At 76.2% G+C, this 22661-nt stretch carries 6 protein-coding genes and 1 pseudogene; all 7 read right to left on the reverse strand.

Annotation, left to right across the window (positions count from 1 at the left end; translation table 11 throughout):
* Window positions 1-46: 46 nt before the first annotated feature.
* A complete protein-coding gene (locus ACIPAE_RS26800; RefSeq protein WP_328472155.1) occupies window positions 47-244 on the reverse strand; it encodes a ferredoxin in 198 nt (65 codons plus the stop codon).
* 14 nt (window positions 245-258) lie between these two features.
* A complete protein-coding gene (locus tag ACIPAE_RS26805) occupies window positions 259-1500 on the reverse strand; it encodes a cytochrome P450 (protein ID WP_329362518.1) in 1242 nt (413 codons plus the stop codon).
* A complete protein-coding gene (locus ACIPAE_RS26810) occupies window positions 1497-2267 on the reverse strand; it encodes an alpha/beta fold hydrolase (protein ID WP_329362520.1) in 771 nt (256 codons plus the stop codon). Before ACIPAE_RS26810 ends, ACIPAE_RS26805 begins: the two co-directional genes overlap by 4 nt.
* Before the next feature lie 63 nt (window positions 2268-2330).
* The gene (locus tag ACIPAE_RS26815; protein ID WP_329362521.1) at window positions 2331-3593 is read right to left on the reverse strand and encodes an LLM class flavin-dependent oxidoreductase; all 1263 of its coding nucleotides are present in this window, start codon (window positions 3591-3593) and stop codon (window positions 2331-2333) included.
* Between the two features lie 90 nt (window positions 3594-3683).
* On the reverse strand, window positions 3684-4274 hold the full coding sequence (locus tag ACIPAE_RS26820; protein WP_366413494.1) for a flavin reductase family protein: 591 nt from the start codon (window positions 4272-4274) through the stop codon (window positions 3684-3686).
* A gap of 20 nt (window positions 4275-4294) precedes the next feature.
* Window positions 4295-5665 (reverse strand): annotated as a pseudogene (locus tag ACIPAE_RS26825) (type I polyketide synthase); the annotation flags it as partial.
* An 11-nt stretch (window positions 5666-5676) separates the two neighbouring features.
* Window positions 5677-22566: a type I polyketide synthase gene (locus ACIPAE_RS26830; protein ID WP_402448468.1), complete on the reverse strand. Its 16890-nt coding sequence runs from the start codon at window positions 22564-22566 to the stop codon at window positions 5677-5679.
* Window positions 22567-22661: the final 95 nt, after the last annotated feature.

Here is a 22661-nt window from a genome sequence, read left to right on the forward strand (position 1 = left end):
GCGCAGCGGTGGTTGACTGGCCGGGCGGGTGGACGAGCCGGCGACATCACTCGGCGACGGTGATGGCGCCCACCGGGCAGCGGAAGGCCGCGTCCCGGACGGACTGCCGGCGGTCGGGGTCCACGTGCGGATCGATCAGAAGGACGACGCGGCCGTCCTCGTCGTCCTGGCTGAAGACGGACGGATCGCTGAAGACACAGGACCCGGAGCCGACACAGCGTTCGTGGTCGACGTGCACGCGCATCTGTCGGTCTCCCGTCACCAGGTGACCGGCAGCTCGTAGATGCCGTAGATGTGCGCGTCGTGCTTGAAGGGCAACTGCTCGACGGGCTCGGCCAGCCGCAGGCCGGGGATGCGGGTGAGCAGCGTGTTGAAGACGATCTCCAGCTCGACCCGGGCGAGGTTGGCGCCCAGGCACTGGTGCATGCCGTAGCCGAAGGCGAGGTGGCCCTTGGTCTCGCGGTGGATGTCGAAGGCGCCCGGGTCGGGGAAGACCTTCTCGTCCCAGTTGGCGGCGCCGTTGAGGGCGACCATGCCCTCGCCCTCGCGGATGAGGACGCCGCCGATCTCCAGGTCCCTGGTCGCCACCCGGACGGTGGCCGCGTCCTCGATGCTGAGGAAGCGCAGCAGTTCGTCGATGGCGTTCCAGGTCAGCTCCGGGTTCTCGCGGATCTCGGCGAGCTGCTCGGGGTGCTGCAGGAGCACGACCGTGCCGAGCGAGATCATGTTGGCGGTGGTGTCGAAGCCGCCGTAGACCAGCATCTTCGCCACGGTGACGAGGCTGGAGTGCTTCAGGCGCTTGGCCTCGTCGGGCTCCTCGGCGTTCTTCCGGATCACCCGGCTGAGCAGGTCGTCGCCGGGGTTCTTGGTCTTCTCGGTGACCACGCGTTCCAGGTAGGCGTCCATCTCCAGGTGCAGGGCGCCGGCCTCTTCGGGGGTGGCGTTGCGGTTGGTGGTGGCCTCGGCGAACCGGCGGAAGAAGTCGGCGTCGGTGCCGGGTACGCCGAGCAGTTCGCAGAACAGCCCGCACGGCAGCGGGACCGCCAGCTCGCGGACCAGGTCGACCGGGCCGCCCTTCTCCAGCATCGCGGTGATCCGCTCGTCGACCAGCTGCTGGATGCGCGGGCGCAGCGTCTGTATCCGCTTCGCGGTGAACTCGGGGATCAGCAGCCGGCGCTGCACGGTGTGCCCGGGCGGGTCCATCGCCACCAGCGGGAGTTCGACGATGTCGATGAACTCCTCCGGGATGGGGAAGACGATCGGGTACGCCGGGTGCTTGCCGTTGGAGCTGAGCGTGGCGTCGGCGAGCACCTGCTGCACGTGCTCGTGCTGGGACAGCGCCCACACCTTGCGGCCGCCCTGGCGCATCACCCCCCGTACGGGGCAGCCGCCGCCCACCAGGCCGGCGTACTCCGGCGGCATGGCCAGCGGGTCCTTGCGGGGCAGCGGGAAGAGCAGCGGCTCGGCCGCCGGGTCCACCTCGGGTTCGACGTCGGTCATGGGGCGTTGTCCCTCTCGGATCGCGTGATGCGCGCGGCGATCAGTTCCGTCACCGCGGTCGCGTGGGTGGTCAGGAAGAAGTGGCCGCCGGGGTACACCCGCACCTCGTACGGGCCGGTGGTGTGCTCCCGCCATGCCTCGGCCTCGTCGGCGGTGACGTGCGGGTCGTCCGCGCCGGTGAGGACGAGCAGCGGGCAGCCCAGCGCGGGGCCGGGCCGGTACCGGTAGGTCTCCACGGCCTTGTAGTCGCTGCGGACCGCGGGCAGCAGCGACGCGAGCAGTTCCCGGTCGGCCAGCACCCGGGCGTCGGTGCCGTTCAGCCGGCTGAGCTCGTCGCGCACCTGCGCGTCGGTGCCGAGGTGCACCCGCTCCTCGCGGAAGCGGGACGGGGCGCGGCGGCCGGAGGCGATCAGGCCGTCGACGGGGCGTCCGGCGTCCTGGAGCCGCCGAGCCACCTCGAACGCCACGACGGCGCCCAGGCTGTGGCCGAAGAACGTCAACGGCCGGTCGGTCCACGGGCCCAGGGCGGCCGTGACCCGGTCGGCGAGCTGCTCGGCGTCGTCGATGAGCGGGTCGGTACGGCGGTCCTGCCGGCCCGGGTACTGCACGGCCAGCACCTCGACGCGGGGGGCGAGCGCCCGCGAGACCGGGAAGAAGTACGACGCCGATCCGCCCGCGTGCGGGAAGCACACCAGGCGCGGTGCCGGCTCCGGCACCGGGTGGAACCGGCGAATCCAGGTGCCGCTGTCGACCGGGGTCACGGGCATGTCGGGTCGGCCTCCGTTTCGGGACGAGGCTGGGGCAGGGGGAGTTGACGTGTCGGCGTCGCGTCAGGACGTGGACAGCTCGTTCCCGATGACGTAGTCGGAGACGTCGACGGAGGCCGGCTCGACCCGGGCGAGGGCCTCCTTGACCGGGACGGACAGCCGCTCGCGCTTGGCCGCCTCGCGCTCCTCGCGGCCCTCGACGAACCGCGGCAGCACCTCGTCGGCGAAGAGCTGCAAGGACTCCATGACGTGCTCGTGCTTGGTCTTGCCGAGCTGTACCTGGAAGACGACCTGGTCCACGCCGGCCGCCTCGTACTCGGTGAGCATGGCGGCGATCTGGTCCGGGGTGCCGATCCCCCGGCGCAGCGCGGTGAGCTGGTCGATCATCTGCTGGGCCATCGGGTCCGGCTCGGCGGAGGGGTCGATCGGCGCCGGATTACGGGTGAAGCCCATCGCCTCCTTCGTCTGCTGGAACGTCTGCCAGATGTCGGTGGTGCCGGGGTGGTGCTGGCCGAAGACGAAGTAGTGCATCAGCGTGTAGGCGAAGAAGTGGGCGCCCTCCAGGCCCCGGTCGACGGCCGTCTCCTCGTCGTGGTGGCACATCAGCGGCATGACGACGGCGAAGTTGGGGTTGACGCTCAGTCCGGCCGGCACGCACTCCTCGGAGTTGATGATGGCGTAGTAGGCGTCCGCGCGTTCCTTGGCCTGCTCGGGGGAGGCGAAGGAGAACGACAGCGCGCCGAGCCCGTTGCGAGCGGCCGTCTCGATGGTCTCGCGGACGCTACAGGCCACCCACAGCGGCGGGTGCGGCTTCTGCTTGGGCTTGGGCACCAGGTTGCGCGGCGGCATGTCGATCCACTGGCCCTTGTGGCCGGTGAACGGCGTCTCGGTGAGCAGCCTGACGATGACGCCCAGCGCCTCGCGCCACTGCTCGCGCTTGGTCGCCCGCTCGACGTTGAACGCGCCGAGCTCCAGCTGCGAACTGCCCTGTCCCGAGCCGAACTCCACCCGGCCGCCGGAGATCAGGTCCAAGGTGGCCAGCCGCTCCGCGACGCGGGCCGGCGGGTTCACCGCCGGGGGCAGCGAGACGATGCCGTGGCCGAGCCGGATGTTCTTCGTCCGGGCCGCGGCGGCGGCGAGGAACACCTCGGGGGCCGAGCCGTGCGAGTACTCCTCCAGGAAGTGGTGCTCGGTCGCCCAGACGCAGTCGATACCGATCCGGTCGGCCAGTTCGATCTGTTCCAGGGACTCCTTGAGCAGCCGTTCCTCGCTGTCCTCGGCCCAGGGCCTGGGAAGTTGGTGGTGATAGCTGAGACCGAATCGCATGTCCATTCCTCTCGTCGGCGTTGACACGGTAGGGGGGGCCGCACCGGCTCCGGCCGGACCCGGCGGCGCTCTGGGGTGGCCGCGGCCGCATCAGGGGGGTGCCGGGGTGACCCCTGGTCCGCTAGGGGCCATACCGCGGAAGGCGGAGCGGTAGAAGAGCAGGGGTTCCACGGGCGAGTCGGCGATGTCCAGGGCCCGTACCCCGCCCACCACGATGCTGTGGTCGCCGCCCGGGTGGACGGCCTCGATGACGCACTCCACCCAGGCCACCGACCCGGCGATCCGGGGCGAGCCGGTGGCCGGGCCCGGGCTCCACTCGACGCCGGCGAACTTGTCGGCGCCGCTCACGGCGAAGGCCCGGCACAGCGCCTCCTGGTCCCTGCCGAGGACGTTGACGCAGAAGGCGCCGGAGGAGCGGATACGCGACCAGGAGGTGGAGTCGCGCGAGGCGGAGAAGACCACCAGGGGCGGGTCGAGGGAGAGCGATCCGAAGGACTGGCAGGTGAACCCGACCGGTTCGACGGCCGTCCGGCCGACCGGGGCCGGCCGGCCGCGGTCGGCGGCGGTGATGACGGTGACGCCGGTGCAGAAGAAGCCCAGGACCTGCCGGAACACGGCGGGGTCCGGCTGCGTCGCGGCGGTCGGCCCGGGGCGCTGCACGGAGGTGCGCGCTGTCGTCACCGCGGCACCTCCGCGCTGCCGGCCGGCGGCTGTTCCACGGTCAGGTGGGCGTTGTCGGGCGGCGGTTGCTCCACGATCAGATGCGCGTTGGTGCCGCTGATGCCGAACGAGGAGACGGCGGCGCGGCGCGGCCGGCCGGTCTCGGGCCACGGCTCGGGCCGGGTCAGCAGCCGTACCGCGCCGGCGCCCCAGTCGACCTGCGGGGTGGGCTCGTCGACGTGCAGCGTCATCGGCAGCAGGCCGTGCCGGATCGCCTGGGTCATCTTGATGATGCCGGCGACCCCGGCGGCGGCCTGGGTGTGGCCGATGTTGGACTTGACCGAGCCGAGCCACAGCGGCCGGTCGTCGGGCCGGTCGCGGCCGTAGGTGGCCAGCAGGGCCTGCGCCTCGATCGGGTCGCCCAGCCGGGTGCCGGTGCCGTGCGCCTCGACGGCGTCCACGTCGTCGGGCCGCAGGCCGGCGGCGGCCAGGGTCTGCCGGATCAGGCGCTGCTGCGACGGGCCGTTGGGGACGGTGATGCCGCTGGAGGCGCCGTCCTGGTTGGTCGCCGAGGCGCGGATCACCGACAGTATCCGGCGGTTGTTGCGCAGCGCGTCCGACAGCCGCTCCAGCACCAGGACGCCGGCGCCCTCCCCCCAGCCGGTGCCGTCCGCGGACGCGGCGAAGGACTTGCAGCGCCCGTCCGGGGACAGCCCGCGCTGCTTGCTGAAGTAGACGAACGTCTCCGGCGTCGACATCACCGTCACGCCGCCCGCCAGCGCCAGCGAGCACTCCCCGGTGCGCAGCGCGTGGCCGGCCAGGTGCGCGGTGACCAGCGAGGAGGAGCAGGCGGTGTCCACGGTGACGGCCGGCCCCTCCAGGCCGAGGGTGAACGCGACCCGGCCGCTGACCAGGCTGCCGCTGCCGTCGGCGCCGTCGTAGTCGTGGTACATCAGCCCGGCGAAGACCCCCGTCCGGCTGCCCTTGAGCGACAGCGGGTCGATCCGGGCGTTCTCGACGGCCTCCCAGGTCACTTCCAGCAGCACCCGTTGCTGCGGGTCCATCTCCTGGGCCTCGCGCGGGGAGATGCCGAACAGGTCGGCGTCGAAGTCGCCCGCCTGGTGCAGGAACCCGCCCTCGCGGGTGACGCTCTTGCCCGGCGCCCCGGGCTCGGGGTCGTAGATGCCGGCGGTGTCCCAGCCGCGGTCGCCCGGGAAGAGGGTGACGGCGTCGCGGCCTTCGGCGACCAGCCGCCACAGCCCCTCGGGGGAGTCGGCGCCGCCCGGGTAGCGGCAGGCCATGCCGATGACCGCGATCGGTTCGGCGGCGGCCCTCGCCAGTTCCTCGTTGTGCTCGCGCAGGCGCTCGTTGTCGATCAGCGACTTGCGCAGCGCTTCGACTATCCGGTCCACTTCCATCTGGGTCAGCCTCCGGCTCGGTTCGACTCGGCTGCGGCGAGTGCGGTGCGGACCAGGTCGTCGACCGCCATGGTCTTGAGGGCGTCGGCGTCCGGCGCGGCGCCGGCGCCGTCTCCCGGCGCGGCCTCGGCCGCGGCCTCAGGCTGCGGCGGCCCGGTGAGGGTGAGCAGCCGCTCCAGCAGCCCGGACTCGCGCAGCCGTCCCACCGGGATGGCGAGCAGGGCCGTACGGACCGCCTCGTCGTCGAGGGCGGACTCGGCCGGGGCCTGCGGGATGTCGGGGAGGAGTTCGGCGAGCAGGAACTCGGCCAGCTCCGTCGGTGTCGGGTAGTCGAACATCAAGGTGGCCGGCAGCCGCAGGCCGGTCGCGGTGGCGAGACGGTTGCGCAGTTCGATCGCGGCGAGCGAGTCCAGGCCCATCTCGGTGAAGCCCTTGCCGGGTTCGACCGCGGCGGGCTCGTCGTGCCGCACCACGGCGACGTGCTCGCGGACCAGGTCCAGCAGGTGGCGCTGCCGCTCCGCGTCGGTGGCGCCGGCCAGCCGCTCCGGCAGCGAGGGCCCCTCGGCGGCCGGTTCGCCCGCCGCCGGCGATGCCGCGGCGGACCGGACGCCGTCCGCGGACGGCAGCGCACGGGCCGGCGCGGGAAGGACGGCACGCAGCGCGCGGGGCACGTCGTCGGGTGAGAGGCCGCTGCCGGCCCGGGCCACCGGCAGGGGCACCAGCACCGGTTCGGCCAGCCGCATCGCCGCGTCGAACAGGGCCAGGCCCTCGGCGGGGCGGATCGGCGGCATGCCCATCCGCAGCAGGCGGCGGCCGACGGACTCGTCCGTGCGGGCCGCCATGCCGCCGCCGTCGGACTCCCACAGGTTCCACACCAGGGACGTCGCCGGGAGCCGTGCGGCCCTGCGGCGCCGGGCCAGCGCGTCGAGGAAGAGGTTGCCGACGGCGTAGTTGCCCTGGCCCGCGGAGTCCAGGAAGCCGGCCGCGGAGGAGAACAGCACGAACGCCGACAGGGGCAGGTCGCGGGTCAGTTCGTGCAGGTTCCAGGCCGCGTCGACCTTCGGCCGCAGCACGGCCGCAAGCTTCCGCGGCGTCATCGAGCCGAGCAGGGCGTCGTCCAGGACGCCGGCCGCGTGGACCACGGCCGTCAGCGGGTGGTCGGCGGGCACCGCCGCCAGCAGCGCCGCGAGCGCGTCGCGGTCGGCGGCGTCGCACGCGGTCACCGTCACGTCGGCTCCCAGCGCGGCCAGTTCGGCGCGCAGGGCGTCCACGCCGGGGGCGTCGGGCCCGCGCCGGCTGGTCAGCAGCAGGTGCCGCACGCCGTGTTCGGCGACCAGGTGCCGGGCGAAGAGCGGCCCCAGGCCGCCGGTCGCGCCGGTGACCAGCACGGTCCCGTCCGCGTCCCACGGCGACCCGGCTCCCGTCGGGGGCGCCGGCACCGGCTCCAGCCGCGGCACGAACACCCGGCTGCCGCGCACCGCCACCTCCGGTTCGCCGCCGGCGACGGCCCCGACCAGCGCCCGAACCGCCCGGTGCGAGCCGTCGAGGTCGGCGAGGACGACCCGGCCGGGGTGCTCCGCCTGCGCGGCGCGCACCAGGCCGCCCAGCGACGCCTGCGCCGGATCGACGGCGCCGCCGTCGAACGCGGCCGCGTGCCGGGTGGCGACCACCAGGACCGCGTCGGCCAGGACCGCGTGCCCGAACCACTCCTGAAGGAGGGTCAGGGTGCCTTCGGCCGCCTCCCGCACCGCCTGCGGGGTGTCGCCGGCGGACGCGGCACACGGCGCGACCACGGCCCGGGGCAGCGGCGCACCCGCCGTTACGGCGGCGGCCAGCGCGGACACGTCGGCGTACGAGGTCACCGCCGCGCCGAGCGCGTCCGTCCACGTCCCGTCGCCGCCGAGCACCGCCCAGCGGCCGGACGGCTCGGACCCGGCGGCCGGCTCCGTCTCCGCCCAGCCGGGCCGGAAGACCTGGTCGGCCGGGCCGGGTTCGGCCACGCCCGAGGCGGCGGCGACCTGCTCCGCGGTCACCGCGCGGACGGCCAGCGACTCCACCGTGGCCACCGGCCGGCCGGCGCCGTCGGCCAGCCGCAGCGCGACCGACTCCGAGCCGGCCGCCTCGTCCGAGGAGAGCCAGGTCAGGCGGACCCGCAGCCGGTCCGTGCCGTGCGCCCGAAGGCCGACCCCGCTCCAGGCGAACGGCAGCGGGGAGCCGCCGGTGTCCCACGGGGTGCGTCCGGCGAGGAAGTCCGTGGCGCCCAGCGCGGCGTCCAGCAGCGCCGGGTGCAGGCCGAACCCGGCGGCGTCCGCGGCGGCTTCGGCCGGCAGCGCGACCTCGGCGTAGACCTCCTTGTCCTGCCGCCACACCGCGCGCAGGCAGCGGAACATCGGCCCGTAGCGGTAGCCGCGTTCGGCCAGCGCGGGGTAGAGGCGGGCGATGTCGACCGGTTGGGCGCCGACCGGCGGCCACACCGCGAGGTCCGGATCGCCGGCCGCCGCGTCGCGAGCCGACAGCCGTCCCTGGGCGTGCCGGGTCCAGCCGCTGCCCGGGGCGGCGCTCTCGGCGAGGGAGTGGACCGTCAACCGGCGCGTGCCGTCCTCCTCGGCCGCGCCGACCGCGACCTGTACGGCCACGCCGCCGCTCGCCGGCAGCGGGAGCAGCCGCTCGACGACGAGTTCGTCCAGCGTCGCGCAGCCCACCGCGCGCCCGGCCCGCAACGCCATCTCCACGAAGGCGGTGCCCGGCATCAGGGGCGTGCCCAGCACGTCGTGGTCGGCGAGCCAGGCGTGCGAGGCGAGCGAGACCCGGCCGGTGAGGACCGCTCCCCCGTCCTCCGGCGTCTCCAGCACCGCGCTGAGCAGCGGATGCCCGCCGGCGGCCTGCCCGAGCCGTGCCGGGTCGGCGGTCGCCGGGCCGCCGGTCGCCGGGGGCGCGGCATCCGGTCCGGCGTCGAGCCAGAACCGCCGGGAGTGGAAGGCGTACGTGGGCAGGTCGACCCGGCGGGCGCCGGAACCGGCGTAGAAGGAGCGCCAGTCGACGGGGGTGCCGGCCGCGTGCAGCCGGGCGAGCGCGGCGACGAGACTGTGCGCCTCGTCGGTGTCCTTGCGCAGCGCCGCCACGACGACCGGCTCCAAGTCGGTGCCGGTACGGGTATCGGTGTCCGCGCCGTCCGCGAGGGTGGCCGCGGCCATCGCCGACAGCACCCCGCGCGGGCCCAGTTCGAGGTACCGGTCCACGCCCTGCGCGCGCAAGCAGCGCACCCCGTCGGCGAAGCGCACCGCCTCCCGTACATGGCGCACCCAGTACGCTGGGGTGTCCAGGGAGGTGGCGAGTTCCCCGGTCACGTTCGAGACGACCGGGACGGCCGGGGCGGCGTAGGTCAGGCCGGCGGCGACGGCGCCGAACTCGGCCAGCATGGGCTCCATCAGCGGCGAGTGGAAGGCGTGGCTGACGCGCAGGCGGCTCGTCCTGCGCCCGGCGGCCGCGAAGTGGCCGACGACGTCGGCGACCGCCTGCTCCGGCCCGGACACGACCACCGACGCCGGGTCGTTGACGGCGGCGATGCCGGCCGGCCCGGACAGGACCGCCGCCACCTCCTCCTCGGTGGCCTGGATCGCGGCCATCGCCCCGCCGGGCGGCAGCGCCTGCATGAGCCGCCCGCGGGCGGCGACCAGCGTCGCCGCGTCGGCGAGGGACAGCACCCCGGCGACGTGGGCCGCGGCCAGTTCGCCGACGGAGTGGCCGGCCAGGAAGTCCGGGCGCACCCCCCACGACTCCCACAGCCGGAACAGCGCCACCTCGACGGCGAACAGCGCGGGCTGGGCGTGGCCGGTCGCGTTCAGGGCCTCCTCGTCGTCGCCCCACATGACCTCGCGCAGCGGCCGGTCCAGGTGCCGGTCCAGTTCCGCGCAGACCGCGTCGAGCGCCGCCGCGAACACGGGGAACGCCTGGTGGGCGCGGCGGCCCATGCCGAGGTGCTGGGCGCCCTGGCCGGTGAAGACGAAGGCGGTGGCGCCCGCGGTCCGCACCGCGCCGGTGATCGCCTCGGCCGGCGCCTCGCCCGCGGCGACGGCGGCCAGCGCGCGCAGCGCCGCGTCCGGGTCGGTGGCGGGCAGCAGCAGCCGGTGGTCCAGCGCGGCCCTCGACGTGGCGAGGGAGAAGCCCGCGTCCAGCAGCGAGGGGGCGGCGGGGTCCGCGAGGTGCGCGGCGAGGCGGCGGGCCTGGCCCGGCAGGGCGTCGGCGGTCCGGGCGGACAGCAGCAGCGGGACCGGCGCGGTCCACGGCCGCGCGGAGCCCTCGCCGGGCGGCGGGACGTCCCGGTCGGCCGGGTCCTCCGGTGCGATGACGGCGGCCGTGTCGGTGGCGGCGGCCTCTTCGAGGATGACGTGCGCGTTGGTGCCGCTCAGCCCGAAGGAGGAGACGGCGGCGCGGCGCGGGTGGTCCGTCCCGGGCCACGCGCGGGCCTCGGTCAGCAGCTCGACGCCGCCGGCCCAGTCCACCTGCGGGGTGGACCGGTCGACGTGCAGGGTCCTGGGCATCAGGCGGTGCCGCAGCGCCATCACCGACTTGATGACGCCGCTGACGCCGGCGGCGGCCTGGGCGTGCCCGATGTTGGACTTGACGGAGCCGAGCCACGCCGGGCGGTCCGCGGCGCGGTCCTTGCCGTAGGTGGCGAGCAGGGCCTGCGCCTCGATCGGGTCGCCCAGCCGGGTGCCGGTGCCGTGGCCCTCGATCAGGTCCACGTCGGCGGCGGCCACACCGGACGCGGCCAGCGCCTGCCGGATCACCCGCTGCTGCGACGGTCCGCTCGGCGCGGTCAGGCCGTTGCTCGCGCCGTCCTGGTTGACCGCGGAGCCGCGGATCACGGCCAGGACGGGGTGGCCGTGGCGCCGGGCGTCGGAGAGGCGCTCGACCAGCAGCAGGCCGAGGCCCTCGGACCACGCGGTGCCGTCGGCGGCGGCGGCGAAGGGCTTGCAGCGGCCGTCGGCGGCGAGCCCGCGCTGGCGGCTGAACTCCACGAAGACCTCCGGCGTGGGCAGCACGGTGACCCCGCCGACCAGCGCCATGCCCACCTCGCCCTGGCGCAGCGCCTGGCAGGCGGTGTGCAGGGCGACGAGGGAGGAGGAGCACGCCGTGTCGACGGTGACCGCCGGCCCCTCCAGGCCGAGCGCGTAGGCGATCCGGCCGGAGGCGACGCTGCCGGCGCTGCCGTTGCCCAGGTACGGGAAGAGGTCGTCGGGCACGTCGCGCAGCCGGCTGGCGTACTCGTGGTACATCACGCCGACGTAGACCCCGGTGCGGCTGCCGCGGACGGACGACGGGTCGATGCCGGCCCGTTCGAACGCCTCCCACGCGCCGTGCAGCAGCAGGCGCTGCTGCGGGTCCATCGCGACGGCCTCGCGGGGCATGATGCCGAAGAGTTCGGGGTCGAACCCGGTCGCGTCGCGCAGGAAGCCGCCGCGCCGCACGTAGGTCTTCCCGGGCAGCCCGGGTTCGGGGTCGTAGATCGCGTCGGTGTCCCAGCCGCGGTCGGACGGGAAGTCGCCGATCGCGTCCACGCCGTCGGCGACCAGCCGCCACAGGTCCTCCGGGGTCTCCACGCCGCCGGGGAAGCGGCAGGCCATCGAGACGATCGCGATCGGCTCGTCGCCGGGCCGGTCCGCGGTGTCCGCGGCCACGGGTTCGGCGTCGGTGCCGGTGCCGGTCAGCCGGGCGAGCAGGTGGTCCGCGAGGGCCCGCACGTTGGGGTGGTCGAAGACGAGGGTGGCGGGCAGGGCGAGCCCGGTGCGCGTGCCGAGGCGGTTGCGCAGTTCCACCGCGGCCAGCGAGTCGAAGCCCAACTCGGTGAAGGCCCGGGACGGTTCGACCGCCGCCGCGGAGTCGTGCCCGAGCACGTCGGCGACCTCGGCGCGCACCAGGCCGAGCACGAAGCGGGCGCGGGCCTCGGGCGGCATGGCGGCGATCCGGTCGGTCGGCCCCGCGGCGCCCGCCGGGGCGTCGCCGGCGGCGCGCCTCGCCGGTCCCCGGACCAGGCCGCGCAGCAGGTGCGGTACGGAACCGGTGGGCGCCGCGGCGCGGGCCCGCAGCGCGGGCAGGTCCAGGCGCACCAGCAGCGGGGCCGGCTCGCCGGCCCGCAGGGCCCGGTCGAAGAGGTCGAGGCCGTCGGTGTCGGCGAGCGGCGGGAAGCCCTCCCTGCGCATCCGCCGGACCTCGGCCTCGGCCAGCCGCCCGCCCATCCCGGCCGCGTGGGCCCACAGGCCCCACGCCATCGACACGGCGGGCAGTCCCGCGGCGGCGCGCTGCCGGGCGAGCGCGTCCAGGAAGACGTTGGCGGCGGCGTAGTTGGCCTGGCCGGCGGCGCCGAGGGTGCCGGCGGCGGAGGAGAACAGGACGAACGCGCGCAGCGGGGTGTCCCGGGTCAGCTCGTGCAGGTGCCAGGCGGCGTCGGCCTTCGCGGCGAGCACCCGGTCGAGGCGCGCGGGCGTCAGCGTGCCGACCAGGCCGTCGTCGAGCACCCCGGCGGCGTGCACCACGGCGGTCAGCGGGTGCTCGGCGGGGACGGCGGCGAGCAGACCGGCCAGGGCCCGGCGGTCCGACACGTCGCACGCGGCGACGGTGACGTGCGCGCCCAGCCCGGCCAGTTCCTCGTGCAGCGCGGTGGCTCCGGGGGCGGCGGCGCCACGCCGGCCGGCCAGCAGCAGGTAGCGGACGCCGTGTTCGGCGACCAGGTGCCGCGCGACGAGGGCGCCGAGCCCGCCGGTGCCGCCGGTGACCAGGACGGTCCCCCGCGGGTCGAGGACCACGCCGGCGGTCTCGTCGCCCGCGCCGGCCGCGGCCCGGGCAAGCCGCGGCACGTGGACCGCGCCGTCGCGCAGCGCCGTCTCGGGCTCGCCCGAGACGGCCGCGGCGGCGAGCGCCCGGTCCGAGGCCGCCGTGCCGTCGGTGTCCACCAGGACGAACCGGCCCGGGTGTTCGGCCTGCGCGGCCCGCACCAGGCCCCACACCGGGGCCTGGACGAGGTCGCCGGGGGCGTCGCCCGCGCCTATGGTCACCGCCGCGGAGGTCGTCACCGCCAGCCGTGTCGAGGTGAGCCGGTCGTCGGCGAGCCAGGCGTTCACCGCGTCCAGCGCGGTCCCGCAGGTCGCCCGCAGTGCCTCGGTCACCGCCACCGGCCCGGGGCCGGCCGGCACCGGTATCGACGCTTGCGTCGGCAGCACGGCGAGGTCCGGCGCGGGCGCCCCCGCGTCGAGTGCGGCCAGCAGCGCCGCGATGTCGGCGTACCGCTCGGCCGTGGCGGCGAACGGCGCGTCGCCGAGGAGCGCGACGCGGGGGGCGGTCGGGCCCGCCGCGACCGTGAGCGGTGTCCACTCCACGCGCAGCACGGGGTCCGGCGCGTCCGTGCCACGGGCGCCGAGCCGGTCCGCGGTGACCGGCCGGGCCACCAGGGACTCGACCGTGGCGACCGGCTGCCCGGCGGCGTCCGCGAGGTCCAGGGCCGTGGCGTCCGCGCCGCCTGCCGGGCGCAGCCGCACCCTCAGCGCGCGGGCACCCGAGGCGTGCAGGGTGACGCCGCGCCAGGAGAACGGCATGAGGGTGCCGTCGCCGTCCGCCTCGCCGTCGCGGGGAAGGAAGTCCACGTGCGAGGCGGCGTCCAGCAGCGCCGGGTGGAGGCCGAAGCGGGCGGCGTCGGCCAGCGCGTCCTGGGGCGGTTCCACCTCGGCGTACCACGTGTCGTCCGCGCGCCAGGCAGCCTTGAGCCCCTGGAAGGCCGGGCCGTAGGCGTAACCGCGGTCCACGAGGCGTTCGTAGAGGCCGGCGACGTCCACCGGCACGGCTCCGGCGGGCGGCCACGGCCCGGCCTCGGGGGCCGGGGCGGGCAACGCGGGTACGACGGTCCCCTCGGCGTGCAGCACCCACGGCGCGTCACCGTCCGGGCCTTCGGGGCGGGCGTGTACCCGCACCGTCCGGCCGCCGGAGTCCTGGCGGGCGCCGACGACCACCTGGACCGCGACGCCGCCGCTTTCCGGCAGGAGCAGCGGGGCGTGCAGCGTCAGTTCCTCGACGCGGCCGCAGCCGAACTCGTCGCCGGCGCGTACCGCCATCTCCACGAAGGCGGTGCCCGGCAGCAGGCAGCCGCCCAGCACTCCGTGGTCGGCCAGCCAGGGGTGCGTGGCGGTCGACAGCCGGCCGGTGAGCACCGCGCCGTCCCCGTCGGGGGCGGTGAGCACCGCGCCCAGCAGCGGGTGGTCCACCGTGCCGAGCCCGACCGACGACACGTCGCCGGCGGGCCGGCCGGCGTCCAGCCAGAAGCGGCGCCGCTGGAAGGCGTAGGTGGGCAGGTCGAGCGGGCGGTCCCGGACCCCGGCGAAGAAGGCGTGCCAGTCGACCGTCGTGCCGCGGGAGTGGAGGCGGCCGACTCCGAGGGCCAGTTCGGCGGCCTCGGGACGGCCGCGGTGCAGGAGCGGCACGAAGTCGGTGTCGGGGTCGTCGCCGGTGTTCTGCGGGCCGAGGACGCTGAGCACCGCGTCCGGGCCGATCTCGACGAACGTCGTCACCCCTCGGGACCGCAGGTGGCGCACCGCGTCGGCGAACCGTACGGTCTCGCGGACGTGGCGCACCCAGTACCCGGGCGTGGCGAGGTCGTCGGTGGGGGTGCCGGTCACGGTGGAGACGATCGGCACCGTGGCGGGGGCGTACGCCAGGCTGCCGGCGATCCGGGCGAACTCCGCCACCACCGGTTCCATCAGCGGCGAGTGGAAGGCGTGGCTGACGTGCAGCCCGGTGATCCTGCGGCCGTCGGCGGCCAGGCGGGCGGTGATGGCCACGACCTCCTGCTCGACGCCGGAGAGCACCACCGAGGCCGGCGCGTTCACCGCGGCGAGCCCGACGCCCGGCGTGAGCAGCGGGCGCACGTCCCGCTCGCCGGCCTGTACGGCGACCATCACCCCGCCGACCGGCAGGGCCTGCATCAGCCGGCCGCGCGCCGCGACCAGCCGCGCGGCGTCGGCCGGCGTCCACACGCCGGCGACGTGGGCGGCGGCCAGCTCGCCGACGGAGTGCCCGGCGAGGTAGTCCGGCCGCACCCCCCAGGACTCCAGCAGCCGGAAGAGGGCCACCTCGACGGCGAACAGGGCGGGTTGGGCGTACGCGGTCGTGTTCAGGTCGGTGGCGTCGGTGTCCCGGAGGACCTCCGCCAGCGGGCGTTCCAGGTGCTCGTCGAGGGCGGCGGCGATCTCGTCGAAGGCTGCGGCGAAGACGGGGTGGCGTTCGTACAACTCCCGTCCCATGCCCGCGTGTTGGGCGCCCTGGCCGGTGAACAGGAAGGCGACCTTGCCGGTGACGGGTGTGGCGGTGGCCGTGTGCGGCGCCGTGGCGCCGTCGGCCACGGCGCGCAGGCCGCTGACGATCTGCGCGCGGTCCGCGCCGACGACCGCGGCGCGGTGTTCCAGGGCGGCGCGGCCGGTGGCCAGGGTGCGCGCGATCGGGCCGAGCAGGTCGTCGGCCCCGGTGAACGGGACCTCGCCCGCGTTCGTGTCCGGGACCTCGCCCGTGGTCGGGTCCGGGGTCTCGCCCGTGGTCGGGTCCTCGCCCGGCCCGGTGTTCGCGTCGAGCCAGGAGAGCAGGTGGGCGGCCTGCGCCCGCAGCGCCTGCGGGGTGTGGCCGGACAGCAGCCAGGGAAGCGCGCCGCCCGTGGCACGGGAGGTGCCGTCCTTGTCGCCGCCGCCGTCGGGAGCCGCGACGGCCGCGGCCACGTCCTCGGCCGCCGGGACGTGTTCGAGGATCACGTGCGCGTTGGTGCCGCTGATGCCGAAGGAGGAGACGCCGGCCCGGCGGGGCCGGCGGTGGTCCGGCCACGGGCGGGGCTCGGTGAGCAGCTCCACGGTGCCGGCCGACCAGTCGACCTGCGGCGAGGGCGCGTCGACGTGCAGGGTCCTGGGCAGTTCGGCGTGGCGCATCGCCATCACCGTCTTGATGACGCCGGCCACGCCCGCGGCGGCCTGCGTGTGGCCGAGGTTGGACTTCACCGAGCCGACCAGCAGCGGCGTCCCGTCCTCGGGACGCTGCTCGCCGTAGGTGGCGATCAGCGCCTGGGCCTCGATCGGGTCGCCGAGAGTGGTGCCGGTGCCGTGCGCCTCCACGGCGTCGATGTCGGCCGGCGACAGTCCGGCCTTGGCGAGCGCCTGGTGGATGACGCGCTGCTGCGAGGGGCCGTTGGGGGCGGTCAGGCCGTTGCTCGCGCCGTCCTGGTTGACCGCCGAGCCGCGGACGACTGCCAGCACCCGGTGCCCGTTGGCCCGCGCGTCCGACAGCCGTTCCAGCAGGAGCAGGCCGGCGCCCTCGCCCCACCCGGTGCCGTCGGCCGCGGCGGCGAAGGACTTGCAGCGGCCGTCGGGCGCCAGGCCGCGCTGCCGGTTCATGTCGACGAAGGTGTCCGGTGTCGACATCACGGTGACCCCGCCGGCCAGGGCGAGGGTGCACTCGCCCTGGTGGAGCGCCTGGGCCGCCCAGTGCAGCGCCACGAGCGAGGAGGAGCAGGCGGTGTCCACGGTCACCGCGGGGCCCTCCAGGCCGAGGGTGTAGGCGACCCGGCCGGAGACGACGCTCGCCAGGCCGCCGTTGCCCAGGTACCCGGCGACGTCCTCGGGCACGTCGCCCATCCGGGCCGCCCAGTCGTGGTACATGACGCCGGCGAAGACCCCGGTCGGCGTGCCGTGCGCGGCGTGCGGGTCGATGCCGGCCCGCTCGAAGACCTCCCAGGACAGCTCCAGCAGCAGCCGCTGCTGCGGGTCCATCGCCTGCGCCTCGCGCGGGCTGACGCCGAAGAAGTCCGGGTCGAAGTCGGCGGCGTCGTAGAGGAACCCGCCCTCGCGGGTGGAGGTCCTGCCGGGCTTGCCCGGCTCGGGGTCGTAGAGCGCCTCGACGTCCCAGCCGCGGTCGTCGGGGAAGGACGACACGGCGTCGGCGCCGTCGGCCACCAGCCGCCACAGCTCCTCAGGGGAGCGGACGCCGCCGGGGTAGCGGCAGCTCATGGCGATGATGGCGATCGGCTCTTCGGGGTCGGCGGGGGCGCCGGGAAGGACGGTGGCCGCGGTGGTGGCGGCGTCGAAGAGCTTGGCCACCATGTGCTCGGCCACGGCCCGCGGTGTCGGGTGGTCGAAGACGAGCGTGGCGGTCAGCCGCAGCCCGGTCGCCGCGTTGAGCCGGTTGCGCAGTTCGACCGCGGCCAGCGAGTCGAAGCCGATCTCGTTGAAGGCCCGCTTGGCGTCGATGTCCTGCGGCCCGCTGTGCCCCAGGACGTCGGCCGCCTGGGCGCGCACCAGGTCCAGCAGGGCGGCGACCCGGTCGGCCTCGGGCAGGGCGGCGATCTGGCGGGCCAGTGACCGCTCGGCGGCGACCGCGCCGCCCTCGCCCGGCCCGCCCTCGCCCGCCGCGGTGCGCCGGGCCGGTGCCCGTACCAGGCCGCGCAGCACGTGCGGCACGCCGTCCGGCCGCTCGCGCAGCGCGCGGGAGTTCACCCGCAGCGGCACGGCGTACGGCTCGCCGGTGCGGACCGCGGTGTCGAGCCGGGCCAGGTTCTCCGCCACCGTCAGGGGTTCGACGCCGAGCCGGGCGATGCGCCGCAGGGCGGCGGCGTCCAGCGCGGCGCCCATGCCGGCGTCGCCGGGCCACAGGCCCCAGGCGATGGCGGTGGCGGGCAGGCCGGCTGCCCGGCGGTGGGCGGCCAGGGCGTCGAGGAAGACGTTGGCGGCCGCGTAGTTGGCCTGTCCGGCGCCGTCGAGGAAACCGGCCGCCGAGGAGTAGAGCACGAAGGCGGACAGGTCGAGGTCACGGGTGAGTTCGTGCAGGTGCCAGGCCGCGTCCGCTTTGGGGCGCAGCACGGTGTCCACGCGCTCGGGGGTCATGGCGGCGAACAGGCCGTCGTCGATGACGCCCGCGGTGTGCAGCACGGCCCTGAGCGGACGGTCCGCCGGGATGGCGGCCAGCAGGTCGGCGAGGGCCCGCCGGTCGCCCACGTCGCACGCGCGGATCGTGACGGTCGCGCCGGCCGCGGTCAGTTCCTCGCGCAACTCCTTTGCGCCGGGGGCCTGTTCGCCGCGGCGGCCGGCGAGCAGCAGGTGGCGCACGCCGTGCTCGGTGACCAGGCTGCGGGCGGCCAGCGCGCCGAGCCCGCCGGTGCCGCCGGTGATGAGCACGGTGCCGTCGGCCGGCCAGGGCGAGGGCGCGTCCGGGTCGGGCCGCGGCCCGGCGGCGAGCCGCGGCGCCAGCAGGAGGTCGCCGCGCAGGGCGAGTTCGGGTTCGCCGGTGGCGACGGCGCCGGGTATGGCCTCGGGCCCGGTGTCCTCGCCGAGGTCGAGCAGCACGATCCGGCCGGGGTGTTCGGCCTGCGCGGAGCGCAGCAGCCCCCACAGCGACGCCTGGGCGAGGTCGGCCTCCTCCCCCGGGACGGCGGCGGTCGCGCCGCGGGTGACCACCACCAGGCGGGACGCGGCGGGGTGATCGGCCGCCAGCCACGGGCCGATCCGCTCCAGCGCCCAGGAGGTGACCGCCCGTACGGCCTGCGGGACCGGGCCCTGCGGCGTCGCGGGGGCCGCGAACACCACCGCCCCGGACACCGCCCCGGACACCGCCCCGGCCGCCTCGCCAGCCGCCTCGCCGGACAGCCCGTCCGGGCCGTCGGCGGGTCGCGCGCCGAGCGCGGCTGCCAGCCCGAGCGGGTCGGGCCCGGCGCACACCCACCCGGCGGTCGCCCGCGACGGGCCGGCGGGGACGGCGGTCCACTCGACGCGCAGCGGCACGTCGGCGCCCGCCCCGGCCAACTGCGCCGAGTCGACGGCCCGTTGGGCGAAGCCCTCGACGGTGGCGACGGGCCGCCCCTGCGCGTCGGAGAGCCGCAGCGACAGCGTGTCGGTGCCGGCGGGCGTGATCCGCACCCGCAGGAAGGACGCGCCGGCGGCGTGCAGCGTCACTCCGGACCAGGCGAACGGCAGCCGGAGCCGCGCCTTCTCCTCCTCCGGCGCGAGCAGGTCGGCGGTGTGCAGAGCCGCGTCGAGCAGGGCCGGGTGCAGCCCGAACACCGCCGCATCGCCCGCGGCTTCGGGGAGTACGACCTCGGCGAGGATCTCCGCGCCGTGCTGCCAGGCGGCGCGCACCGCCTGGAACGCGGGCCCGTAGGCGTACCCGTGGTCGGCCAGGTCGTCGTAGAGGCCGCTCACGTCGAGCGGTCGCGCGCCCTCGGGGGGCCATGGCGCCGCGGCGGGTGTTCCGGCGGCCGTTGCTGCGGCGGGCGTACGGGAGCTGGGCGCCGGGGAGTCAGGTGCCGAGGAGTCGGGCGCCGACGACCCGGCGGCCAGGACGCCTTCGGCGTGCCGGACCCATGGGGCGTCCGGCGGCGCGTGCTCCGGGCGCGAGTGGACCGCGACCGCGCGGCGGCCGGCCGCGTCGGGTTCGCCGACCACGACCTGCAACGCGGCGGCGCCGCTGTCGGGCAGCACCAGCGGGCTGTGCAGCGTCAGTTCCTCGACCGTCCCGCAGCCGGCCTCGTCGCCGGCCCGGACGGCGAGCTCCACGAAGGCCGTGCCGGGGACGAGGCGGACACCGCCGATCACGTGGTCGGCGAGCCAGGGGTGCGAGTGCGGGGACACCCGTCCGGTCAGCACGGTGCCCGTGCCGCCGGCCAGCCGCAGCACCGCGCCGAGCAGCGGGTGCCCGGCGGGGATCTGGCCCAGGCCCGAGGCGTCGGTGCCGTGCCGCGCGGCATCGGTCAGCCAGTACGGGCGGGTCTGGAACGGGTAGGTCGGCAGGTCCACCCGCCGCGCGTCGCGCCCGGCGTAGCAGGCGGCCCAGTCCACCGGGACGCCGCGGGTGTGGGCCAGCGCGACCGCCGACAGCACCTCGCGCGCCTCGTCGCGGTCACGGCGCAGCACCGGCGCGAAGACCGGCGCGCCACCGTCGCCGTCGCTGCCATCGTCGGCGGCGTCGGCGTCGGCGTCCGCCGCGCGGTCCCGTGCCATCGCCGACAGCACGCCGTCCGGGCCGAGTTCGAGGCAGGTGCGCACCCCGGCGCCGTCGAGGGAACCGAGCACGTCGTCGAAGCGGACCGTGCGCCGGACGTGCTCGACCCAGTACTCCGGGTCGCACAGCTCCTCGGCGGTGGCCAGGCGGCCGTGGACCGCGGAGACGACGGGCGTAGCCGGCGGGTGGTAGGACAGGACGCCGGCGACGCGCCGGAACTCCGCGAGCACGGGCTCCATGAGCGGCGAGTGGAAGGCGTGGCTGACCCGCAGCCGCCGGGTGCGCCGGCCCTGGTCGGCGAGTTGCCGCACGAGGGCCTGGACAGTGTCCTCCTCGCCGGAAAGCACCACTGCCCGAGACCCGTTGACGGCGGCCAGGCCCACCCGGTCGGCGGCACCGGGCAGTTCGGCGACCAGCCGCAGCGCCTCCTCCTCGGTGGCCTCCACCGCGGCCATCGCGCCGCCCGCGGGCAGCGCCCCCATCAGCCGGCCGCGCGCGGCCACCAGGGTGGCGGCGTCCTCCAGCGACAGCACGCCCGCCACGTGGGCGGCGGCCAGTTCGCCGACGGAGTGCCCGGCCAGGTAGTCCGGGCGCACCCCCCAGGACTCCAGCAGCCGGAAGAGCGCCACCTCGACGGCGAACAGGGCCGCCTGGGCGTAGGAGGTGTGGTCGAGGAGCGCTGCGTGCGGGGAGTCCGGCGCGGCGAACAGGACGTCCCACAGCGAGTGTTCGAGCTGGAGGTCGAGGTGGCCGATGGCGTCGGCCAGCGCGTCGGCGAAGACCGAGTACTCCCTGTAGAGCGTGCGGCCCATGGCCGGCCGCTGGCTGCCCTGTCCGGTGAACAGGAAGGCGAGCCGCCCGTGTTGCGGCTGCGCGCGCACCGTGCCGGGGGCGTCCTCGCCGGCGGCGAGCGCCCGCAGGGCGTCGGCCAGGGCGTCGCGGTCCTCGGCGACGACGACCGACCGGTGGGAGAGCGCGGCGCGGCCGGCGGCGAGGGAGAGCCCGATGTCGGCGAGGCTGTCCGCGGGTTGCCGCGCGAGGTGCTCCAGCAGCCGGCCGGCGTGCTCCCGCAGGGCCGGCGTGCTCTTGGCGGACAGCACCACCGGCAGTGGCGGCCGCGCCGCGGTGGCCGGTACGAGCAGCGCGTCCGCGCGGGCGCTGTCGGCGCCGGTCTGCCCGGGGGCGGTGGGCCGTTCCTCCCGCGTGCCGAAGGTCCCGGCGGGCGGCTGCTCGAGGATGACGTGGGCGTTGGTGCCGCTGACGCCGAACGCGGAGACCGCGGCCCGGCGCGGGGCGTCGCCGGTGTCCCACGGCCGGGCCTCGGTGAGCAGGCGGACGCCTCCGGCGGACCAGTCGACGTGCGGGCTGGGCCGGTCCACGTGCAGGGTGGCGGGCAGCCGCCCGTGCCGCATGGCCATCACCATCTTGATGACGCCGGCGGTACCCGCGGCCGCCTGGGTGTGGCCGAAGTTGGACTTGATCGAGCCGAGCCACGCCGGGCGGTCGGCGGCGCGGTCCCGGCCGTAGGCGGCCAGCAGCGCGTGCGCCTCGATGGGGTCGCCGAGCGTGGTGCCGGTGCCGTGCGCCTCCACGGCGTCGACCTGGCCGGCGTCGAGCCCGGCGGCGGCCAGCGCCTGCCGGATGACGCGCTGCTGCGCCAGGCCGTTGGGGGCGGTCAGGCCGTTGCTCGCGCCGTCCTGGTTGACGGCCGAGCCGCGGATCACGGCACGCACGGGGTGGCCGAGGCGGACGGCGTCGGAAAGCCGCTCCAGCACCAGGATGCCGACGCCCTCGGCCCAGGCGGTGCCGTCGGCCGCGGCGGCGAAGGGCTTGCACACGCCGTCGGGCGCCAGGCCGCGCTGCCGGCTGAAGGCGGTGAAGACGCCGGGGCTGCCCATGACGGCCACCCCGCCGCTCAGCGCCATCGAGCACTCGCCGCGTTGCAGGGCGGACAGTGCGAGGTGGAGGGCGACCAGGGAGCCGGAGCAGGCGGTGTCGACGGTGAGGGTGGGCCCTTGCAGGCCGAGCGCGTACGCGACCCGGCCGGACACGACGCTGGGCGAGTTGCCGGTCAGCAGGTATCCGTCGAGCCCGTCGGGCGCTTCGTGCAGCCGCGTGCCGTACTCCTGCGGTTCGGCCGCGACGAAGACGCCGCAGTCGTCGCCGCGCAGTCCCAGCGCGTCGATGCCGGCGTGCTCCAGCGCCTCCCACGCGGTCTGGAGCACCAGCCGCTGCTGCGGGTCCATCGCCGACGCCTCGCGCGGCCCGATCCCGAAGAACTCCGCGTCGAAGTGGGCGGCGTCGGCGAGGAATCCGCCGTGCCGGACGTAGGTGGTGCCGGGGGCGTCGGGGTCCGGGTCGTACAGGGCCGCCAGGTCCCAGCCGCGGTCCTCGGGGAACGGGGTCAGCACGTGCCGGCCGTCGTCCACCAGCCGCCACAGGTCCTCCGGGGAGCGCACCCCGCCCGGGAAGCGGCAGCCGATGCCGACGATGGCGACGGCCTCCCCCGGCCCCGACGTGACCGGCCCGGTCGCGGCCGAACGGGCCGCGGCCGACGGGCTCGTGGCGGCGGCCGGGTCGTCGCCGAGCCCGAGGAGTTCGCGGCGCAGGTGCGCGGCGAGGGCGTCCGGCGTCGGATGGTCGAAGACGGCGGTCGGCGGCAGGGAGAGACCGGTGGCCGTGTTGACCAGCAGATGGAGTGCGACCAGGCCGAGCGAGTCCAGGCCCTGCTCGCGGAACGGGCGCTGCGCCGCCACGGTGGCCGGCGCCTCGGCGTCGGACCGCCGCAGCACCGTCAGCATCTGCTCGGACACCACGTCGAGCAGCATCCTGGTCTGCTCCGTCGCGGGCAGCCCCTCCAGCGCGCGGGCGAACGCCATTCGTTTCCCCTCACCCAATATGTGCAATGCGGCCGTATTCATGAGCACGGTGGGACCCAAAACGCGCTTGAGCGTACTGCGCCGACCATTGCCGT

The sequence above is a fragment of the Streptomyces sp. NPDC087270 genome (genome assembly GCF_044744625.1).
Classification (GTDB): domain Bacteria; phylum Actinomycetota; class Actinomycetes; order Streptomycetales; family Streptomycetaceae; genus Actinacidiphila.

What these genes read in the sequence shown, in the direction of transcription:
- ACIPAE_RS26800 (WP_328472155.1), bottom strand. Translation starts at nt 244, where the DNA reads ATGCGCGTGCACGTCGACCACGAACGCTGTGTCGGCTCCGGGTCCTGT.
- ACIPAE_RS26805 (WP_329362518.1), bottom strand. Translation starts at nt 1,500, where the DNA reads ATGACCGACGTCGAACCCGAGGTGGACCCGGCGGCCGAGCCGCTGCTC.
- ACIPAE_RS26810 (WP_329362520.1), bottom strand. Translation starts at nt 2,267, where the DNA reads ATGCCCGTGACCCCGGTCGACAGCGGCACCTGGATTCGCCGGTTCCAC.
- ACIPAE_RS26815 (WP_329362521.1), bottom strand. Translation starts at nt 3,593, where the DNA reads ATGCGATTCGGTCTCAGCTATCACCACCAACTTCCCAGGCCCTGGGCC.
- ACIPAE_RS26830 (WP_402448468.1), bottom strand. Translation starts at nt 22,566, where the DNA reads ATGGCGTTCGCCCGCGCGCTGGAGGGGCTGCCCGCGACGGAGCAGACC.